This window comes from Endozoicomonas sp. (assembly GCF_051008435.1).
Classification (GTDB): domain Bacteria; phylum Pseudomonadota; class Gammaproteobacteria; order Pseudomonadales; family Endozoicomonadaceae; genus Endozoicomonas_A.
Genome location: NZ_JBPCXO010000225.1, coordinates 1 through 7,435, shown reverse-complemented (window position 1 = coordinate 7,435; position 7,435 = coordinate 1). Strand labels below are relative to the sequence as shown.

The 7,435-nt window shown below is 47.1% G+C and carries 9 protein-coding genes; 2 read left to right on the top strand and 7 right to left on the bottom strand.

Annotated features, from left to right (window positions below; genetic code table 11):
• Nucleotides 1-96 precede the first annotated feature (96 nt).
• Complete coding sequence (locus ACR2PX_RS11715; protein WP_433999540.1) at nucleotides 97-879, bottom strand: MFS transporter; 783 nt, start codon at nucleotides 877-879, stop codon at nucleotides 97-99.
• A gap of 298 nt (nucleotides 880-1,177) precedes the next feature.
• Complete coding sequence (locus ACR2PX_RS11710; protein ID WP_433999539.1) at nucleotides 1,178-1,684, bottom strand: shikimate kinase; 507 nt, start codon at nucleotides 1,682-1,684, stop codon at nucleotides 1,178-1,180.
• A 191-nt stretch (nucleotides 1,685-1,875) separates the two neighbouring features.
• Between ACR2PX_RS11710 and ACR2PX_RS11705 the strand changes: the two genes are divergently transcribed.
• Nucleotides 1,876-2,157 carry a hypothetical protein gene (locus tag ACR2PX_RS11705; protein ID WP_433999538.1) on the top strand — a complete coding sequence of 94 codons (282 nt, stop codon included), beginning with the start codon at nucleotides 1,876-1,878 and terminating at the stop codon, nucleotides 2,155-2,157.
• A gap of 69 nt (nucleotides 2,158-2,226) precedes the next feature.
• A complete protein-coding gene (locus tag ACR2PX_RS11700; protein WP_433999537.1) occupies nucleotides 2,227-2,787 on the top strand; it encodes a DUF2058 domain-containing protein in 561 nt (186 codons plus the stop codon).
• Between the two features lie 41 nt (nucleotides 2,788-2,828).
• On the opposite strand, the gene ACR2PX_RS11695 is transcribed toward ACR2PX_RS11700, so the two are convergent.
• From ACR2PX_RS11695 to ACR2PX_RS11675, 5 genes are all read right to left on the bottom strand, one after another.
• Entirely contained in the window at nucleotides 2,829-3,206 is a 378-nt protein-coding gene (locus ACR2PX_RS11695; protein WP_062267922.1) for a RidA family protein, read from the bottom strand.
• Between the two features lie 218 nt (nucleotides 3,207-3,424).
• The gene (locus ACR2PX_RS11690; RefSeq protein ID WP_433999536.1) at nucleotides 3,425-4,744 is read right to left on the bottom strand and encodes an acetyl-CoA hydrolase/transferase family protein; all 1,320 of its coding nucleotides are present in this window, start codon (nucleotides 4,742-4,744) and stop codon (nucleotides 3,425-3,427) included.
• A gap of 4 nt (nucleotides 4,745-4,748) precedes the next feature.
• Nucleotides 4,749-5,330, bottom strand: a complete 582-nt coding sequence (locus ACR2PX_RS11685; RefSeq protein WP_433999535.1) for a cysteine hydrolase family protein — start codon at nucleotides 5,328-5,330, stop codon at nucleotides 4,749-4,751.
• A 7-nt stretch (nucleotides 5,331-5,337) separates the two neighbouring features.
• Nucleotides 5,338-6,501 carry a 2-methylaconitate cis-trans isomerase PrpF family protein gene (locus ACR2PX_RS11680; protein WP_433999534.1) on the bottom strand — a complete coding sequence of 388 codons (1,164 nt, stop codon included), beginning with the start codon at nucleotides 6,499-6,501 and terminating at the stop codon, nucleotides 5,338-5,340.
• Nucleotides 6,483-6,989 (bottom strand): MaoC family dehydratase, encoded by a 507-nt coding sequence (locus tag ACR2PX_RS11675; protein WP_433999533.1) that lies wholly within the window; start codon nucleotides 6,987-6,989, stop codon nucleotides 6,483-6,485. The genes ACR2PX_RS11680 and ACR2PX_RS11675 overlap by 19 nt, the downstream gene beginning before the upstream one ends.
• Nucleotides 6,990-7,435 lie beyond the last annotated feature (446 nt).

The window sequence follows — 7,435 nt, the reverse complement described above, 5'->3', positions numbered from 1 at the left end:
TTCCAGAAAGAACGGCCCAATTATTCGATTAAATAGGTCAACTATTCTCACGAATCCATCGAAGCTGTCTAGAACGCTCAAGACTGTCGACTCGTTCTACTGAAATTTATGCTCGAAAGCATAAGTCCGACAGGCTCCTAGGAAAACGATCTGCACCACAACTTTCCAATAGCACCTAAAGGCAATAATTACCGGTATTTCTCCTGATCGTTCAGCAGACAGAAACGCCTCTGTTTCGACCAGATGTTGCCTGATTAATACGCCAAAAATAGCAATCCCGCCGCCTATCCAGAATGGAATTCTCCATCCCCATTCATACATTACCTGTTCAGTCAGTATTGCTGTTAGCAGCATACCTATACTGGAGCCAGCGAGAAAGCCACAAAGGCAACCGAACTCGGGCCAGCTGGCCAGATAAGCTCGGTTCTTTATACTGGCCAGTTCGGCCATGTAAATGGTTGAGCCTGTGAACTCCCCACCCAGAGATAGTCCTTGTAAAACCCTCAGACCGACCAGAAGGATCGGGGCTAAATCGCCAGCATGTGAATAGTCTGGAAGAAAACCAATCCCGGCTGTGGACGCCCCCATTAAAATGACGGATATCCATAAAACGGGTTTTCGACCAAAGCGATCACCAATATGGCCCAGTAACAATCCACCCAGTGGACGAGAAATAAAACCGGCAGCAAATACGCCAAAGGTAGCTAACTGGGCCAGAAAAGGTTCGCTTGAAGGGAAAAAATTCGAGGCCATGATTGGGGCAAGATAACCATAGATAACAAAGTCGTACCACTCCAGTACTCCACCAACAGAGCTGGCAACAACGGCTCTCCACTGTTTTATGGTTTCCCGGTAAATGCTTTTTAATCTTCCTTGCATAACAATGGATTGTTCTCAGAAGGAAAACAAAAAGTATAGGAGACATTCAGGTCAGCATACGAAGACATTGCGGTTCCATTAGCTTTTTGCAAATTGTCTGTTTTGAAACCTTATTTCAATAATAGTCAGTCGGTGTCGCTTGGTGTTTTGGGTAGAAAGATCGGATCGTGAGGATGAGTTTCAGATCACTGGGTGTGTACAGGAGCAGGTTTTGAATCACTGAAAGTGCTTGCAGGAATGGCCTTCAATTCGTCAGGAGTGGTGTCCATTGCTCCCACTCCATCGACGAATGTGTCATTTATAAAAGAGCTTTGGTTTTCATGATAATTTCAAGAGCCAGGCTGTCCTGATCCAGCTCTCGGCAATCCATGGTTACATCCGCGTATTTCTTGTACAGCTTCACTCTCTCCTCAAACAGATCCTCAATGGTTTGATCTTCAGAACGAGCGATGCCACGGGTATCAAAGTTATGAATTCGTTCCCGGATTTGCTCCAGATCAAGATCCAGAAAGACGATGACTGATTCTTTCGCAAGGTGTTTCATGGCCGCTTCGCTGTAGATGGCTGAGCCACCGGTGGCGATGATATGGCGCTTGAGGTTAACTTTCAGTAGTTCGGCTTCTTCAATGTCTCGAAGTGCCATATAGCCTGACACGTCAACAATTTCCTGCAGGGTTTTCTGTTGGCTGATCTGAATCAGAACATCAGTGTCCAGAAAGCCAAAAGCCAGATCTTTGGCCAGGATAATACCGACGGTACTTTTGCCTGCGCCTGGCATACCGATCAATGTGATATTGGTTTTCATTGTTAGCGTCACCCTTGACTGCTTTCCAGAGTTGAATAGTCTATTTTCAAGCACGTAGTAGCTTTTCTGCAAGCCTTCTGTTGAAGGTATATTTTTGCATTCTTAAGAATCAGTCAAGAGGGAGCGGCAGGAGGCACCAGACTGCATGCCTGGGGAACAACTTTCCCTTTTGACATTTCTAACTGACAGCAATGAAAACTCTGATCTTTTTTTCGATGTTATGCATCGTATCCGTTGTTGAAGCCGGGTTTGATGAAAGCAGAGCTCATATCGAGCAGCTCTTACAGCAAGGAAAAAAGGTAGCCATTCTGGTGATTGATATGCAGGTGGCTTATGAGGGTAGAGGCTCATTGCATAAACTGAGTTCAGTTTTAGGTGAGCAGGTAAAATTGCTTAATTACTTTGCCAGCAATGATCGGGTGATTTATATGGATATTCTTTTGATGGTAGTCAGACTCTGGCTGGCTCCATAATCAAGCGGCTGCTAATATGTGAACCCTGAAATTTCTCCGATCTTCGATCTTATCTATTTTGAGCAATCCATGAGTAAATCACTGAGAGACCAGCTAATGGGAGCTGGCCTGGCCACCAAGCAGCAGGCACTGAAAGCTAAAACCAGTAGCAAGAAAAAGAAAAAGCAGGCTGCCAAGAGTGGCGAGCTGACTGATCAGGAAAAACGGCGTATAGAGCTGGAAAAGCAGAAAGCGGATCAGATTGAGCGAGATCGCGAGCTCAATCGTCAGCTGGAAGAAGAGCGCCAGAAAAAAGCATTGCAGGCGCAGGTGCGCCAGCTGATTGATATAAACTCGATTCCTCGTGAAGACGGTGATGTAGGTTACAACTTTGTTGTCGATGGCAAAGTGAAAAAGATTTATGTCTCTGGGGGGATGCAGGACAAACTAAGTCGTGGGCTGCTGGCGATCGGTGTGCTGAGTCAGGGAGATGAAGACGAGTTCCGGGTGATACCGGCCACGGTAGCCAGGAAGATAGAAGAGCGCGAGCCTACTGCCGTAGTGGTTCAGTCTGAAAGTCAGAGTGATCTGACTAAGGAAGAGCAGGAGTGGTACGCGGATTATGAAATTCCGGATGACCTGATGTGGTAAGGCATTTGGGGGCGTTCATGCCCCCATGCTGGAGAAACTGATTATTCAGCCGAAGCAATCACTTCAATTTCTACCTTCACATCTTTTGGCAAACGCGCCACTTCTACCAGACTACGAGCCGGGAAAGGGAACGTGAAGTACTGCTTGTAGACTTCATTGATGTCAGTAAAGTCGTTCATGTCTTTTACGAACACAGTCGCCTTTTTGACTTTGCTCAGGCTGCTGCCGGCAGCTTCCAGAACAGACTTCAGATTTTTCAGGCATTGATGGGCCTGTTCTTTGGTGTCCTCAGACATTTCTCCGGTTTCGGGCTCAATGGGCAGCTGGCCGGAGGTGAAAATCAGGTTGCCAAATTGAATCCCCTGGGAGTATGGGCCAATGGCAGGAGGTGCATCCGGGGTCTCAATGACTTTATGCATAATGCTTCAGTTACCTGGGGGGGTTATTGATTATAGTTTGCGAATTCTAATCACCTGATGCCTCTTTGTCATCGTGGTGAGGGGGGGCAACTGGCCTATTTCCGTACAATTACTTAATAGTTTGATGGGAAAGGTTAAGGTAGACATATTAAGTTGGTTTTTTATAACTTAAGTGGGACTGAGCAGTTCAGCCCCTTGAAAAAACGATTCTTAACCCATCAGATATAGTGCTGAGACTTTGCATATTCTTCCAGCTCGGGGCGGAAATCCGGATGAGCAAGAGCTATAAGAGCTCTGGCTCGCTCTGAAGTTGATTTTCCTCGAAGGCTGGTAATGCCATATTCTGTGGCAACGTACTGAATGGAGTTACGGGTGTCCGTGGCCGGACCGGAAATGGATTTTACGATTCTTGAGAATTTTCCACCCCCTGCTGTTGATGTGGCTGCAAGAATGGAAACACCGTCTTTCGAGCGCTGTGCGCCTTCAATAAAATCCAGTTGCCCGCCGACGGTGCTGTATTGGTGACCGGCAATAAATTCGGCGTTCACCTGTCCAAAAAGATCAATCTCGACAAAAGCATTGAGTGAAAAGGCTCTGTCGTTCTTTCCAATGACACAGGGATCATTTACATAACAGGCAGGGTGTCCTTCAATGCCGGGGTTGTTGTGAATAAATTCAAACATTTCTGTGTTCCCGGCAGACAGTGTAAACACAGACTTCCCCACATCTATGTTCTTCAGGCGATTGTTAACATTACCTGACTTGATGAGTTGTACCATAGAAGGGGAGAGTAACTCGCTGTGAATGCCCATGTCATTGAACTGTGAGAGCTTATTACAGACCGCATTGGGTACGTTGCCAGCACCGATTTGAATCGTCATGCCATCCGAGCACTGCCCAATGATATGGCCTGCAATCTTTTCATCAATAGCGCTGGGTTCCTTATGAGGAGGTTCCTGGGGCAGTTCAACGGTATTTTCGACAATAGCAGCCACTTCTGAGATATGAACGTAAGTATTGCCGAATACCTGTGGCATATTCTCGTTCACTTCTATGATCAGTTGCTTGGCATTTCTGGCAGCCACAATCGTATAGTCGGAACTGGTGCCGGTACTGAAATAGCCCCCTCCTGTCATGGGAGATACAGTGACGACGCAGGTATTCAGGGTCAGATCATGTGTCATGATGTAAGGTATTTGGTGAAAATTAGCCGGGATATAATTGACCAGCTTAACGCCTTCTTTCAGGCCCTCTTTCAACAGTTCCCATTCCTTGTGGGTGGCATAGAAAGGATAAAGATCCACAATATCCAGGTATTCCATTTTCAGCAGGGTATTTTGCAAAGGTGTAGCAGGGTGCATGTAATAGAGGCGGAGCTTCTCAAGTTCCTTGGACTTAACACGGTCTTCTATTGCGCTCAGCAATGCAGGAGGTTCAGACATTCCCAGGCCAATGGCCATGGTACTGTTTTTGGGAATGATCTGAACAGCGTCGGCGGCAGAGCGAAGCTTGCTTCGGTATTCTTCTTTAAAAGACATGGGATCACTCCTGCAGGAGTTCGGATGAATGGACAACATTGACCAGTCTTTTCAGGCTGGCAATGGCCTGGTCATGAATTTCGCTGGTAGAAGCGGCACAGAGATCTTCGACAACCACCGCGTCATAATCACGGTCATGGGCTTCACGGGCGCATGACTGAATCACGTAATCGGTTGATACACCCGTCATGAGCAGTCTGTTAATACACTGGGCACTCAGAATCGCTTCCAGCTCTGTTGCATAGAAAGGGCTGATCCGGTGTTTGACAAGAACAGGGTCGTTGTCGTTTATAATCAAGTCCGGGTGAAAATCAGTGCCCCATTGGCCCAGCTCATAGGCACGAGGCTCACGCACCCCCCGGAATAAAGACCAGGGCTGAGTGGGGCATTCAATGTAGCTGGCTGAAAAACCCACCTTGAAAAAGAGGATCAATCCGCCCTTTTTTCGGATCTGCTCTACCAGATGATTGGTATTAAAAATCAGGTTTTTTTCTGTGACGCATTGAGCGGCAGAAGCAATAGGGCTATCCGGATGGACAACATCATTGATCAGATCAAGTACCAGTAATGCAGTGTGCTTCATCATAACCGGATCAATATTCGATGTTGGGGATGTAGACCTGGCCACTCATGATTTTTCGGGCTGTTCGACCGTACTGGATCTTGAGAAATTCAGGCCAGAGCTGACCACTGACACTGCGACTGGCAACATGCAAAGGCATGATGCCTTGGGGGTGCATGATTCTCAGAGTGTATTCTTCGGTGCTCGCTATGGTGGCCAGTTGATTCACAATGGTGCCGGAAACTGCCCCTGACGACGATGTACAGACAGAGCCAGTACCTGCCAGGGCTGGGTGACACTTGTTGAGCAGAAACATCCGGACGCGCAGATCTTCATCCTTGCTTTCCGGTTCTTTAGCCAGAATCACCAATGGCAGCAGAGGTGATACTGTATCCAGCTCCTGCCAGCGCTCACACATGCCAATCATCTGGGCAGCTTTACCACGTATCTCTCGCACTTTGTCCAGTACAGCCTGATTTTCATCGAGCTCCTGTTTAGTCTCGTGGCAGGTCACTCCAAGGTCTGAAGCTTTGGCAAAAATGCCCAGATTTCCAGCATCAAAAACAGTCACTTCAACCGTCTTTCCGGATTCCAGCGTCACGGTGTCTGTGACATTGCCTGTGGGAAGGCATTTTCCTGTGACGGCACCGGCTGTGCCGCTGTAATCCAGATCAATTCTGGCACCGGCTCCGGGCACTCCGGCGATACTGTAGTCACCCTGTACTGCCACCTCACCATTCACTACAGGCACATCGGCAATAAAAATTTTGCCGGTATTGGTATTGTGAATCCTGACCCGGGTGATGGGTTCCTGAGCCTTGATGAGACCGCTGTCGATAGCAAAGGGGCCTACAGCTGAGGAGATGTTGCCGCAGTTGGCATCGTAATCGATATGAGGGTGATCAATCTCTGCCTGGCCAAAGGTGTAATCGACATCGGCATCGGACCTGGAGGGAGGATCAATGACGGCCAGTTTGGAAGTGACGATTTGGGCTCCGCCCATACCGTCTATTTCGGTAAGGTCCGGCGAGCCCATGATGCGCATCAGGACTTTGTTGCGTTTCTCTCCGGGAGGAGGGAGATCGCTGCCCATCAGGTACACGGCTTTACTGGTCCCACCGCGCATGTAAACACAAGGTATGGCAATCTGTTGTTCGCTCATAGTGGTTTCCCCGGTTAAGCACTGCGCTTCCATACCAGCATGGTCCTTGTCCCGGTCATTACAACATCACCGTGTTGATTCCGAATGCTCAGCAATACTTTGACCAGACCCTGTTTCGGGCGGGATTTAGATTCACGGGCACTGATAACTTCTGAGGTAACATAAATAGTGTCGTTTATCTTGACGGGTTTGAGTGCTTTGATTTCATCAAACTCAAGGTTAGCCGCTGCATGACCACTGATCAGGCGTGAGTGAATGCCCACTGCCATCCCAAAGGTGACTATGTGCTCAACGATCAGGTCGCCAAACTCTGATTTTTTTGCGAAGTCTCGGTTGGTATGTGGCTGAGACTCAATACCCAGAAGAATGGTCAGAGAAACACAATCTGATTCAATAATGGTTCTGCCATGACTGGATTCAATCACTCGGCCAACGACAAAGTCCTCATAAAACATCGCGCCGTCTTCAACGAAGCGATTTTCATCTTTCTGAATCAGCAGTGAGGGAAGTTGATTGCTCATGACATATCCTGATGTGCGTTGATGAAGTGATCAATGCAGTCAGAGTGTAGTGGAGCAGAGCCTTTTTTATTAATACATAAATGAGATAACTAATACTGGTCGTTTATTAGTGAAACTATAAAAATGAATATGACTATCAGTACAGAAAAAGGCATAAATTATAGTGAATTGTCCTGTTAGCAGAGAGATTCTTGTGTGAGAAGTGCGGTGTTTATTCGATGTTTTGAAAAGCTGAATTGATGTTCAAACTTGAATAGGTAGCCCACATTCTTTTAAAAAGTTGAGGACTTGATCCAGTCTTTTTTGCATTTCAGGATTCTTTAGGAATAGTCTAAAAATAACTTCCTAATTTACACCTCCCTCGCAATGGTCAATACTCTAAATCATTGCCGGAGGTGATTATGGCTATTTACCCCTCTTTAGTGAAAAAACGGATGAGATCCTTT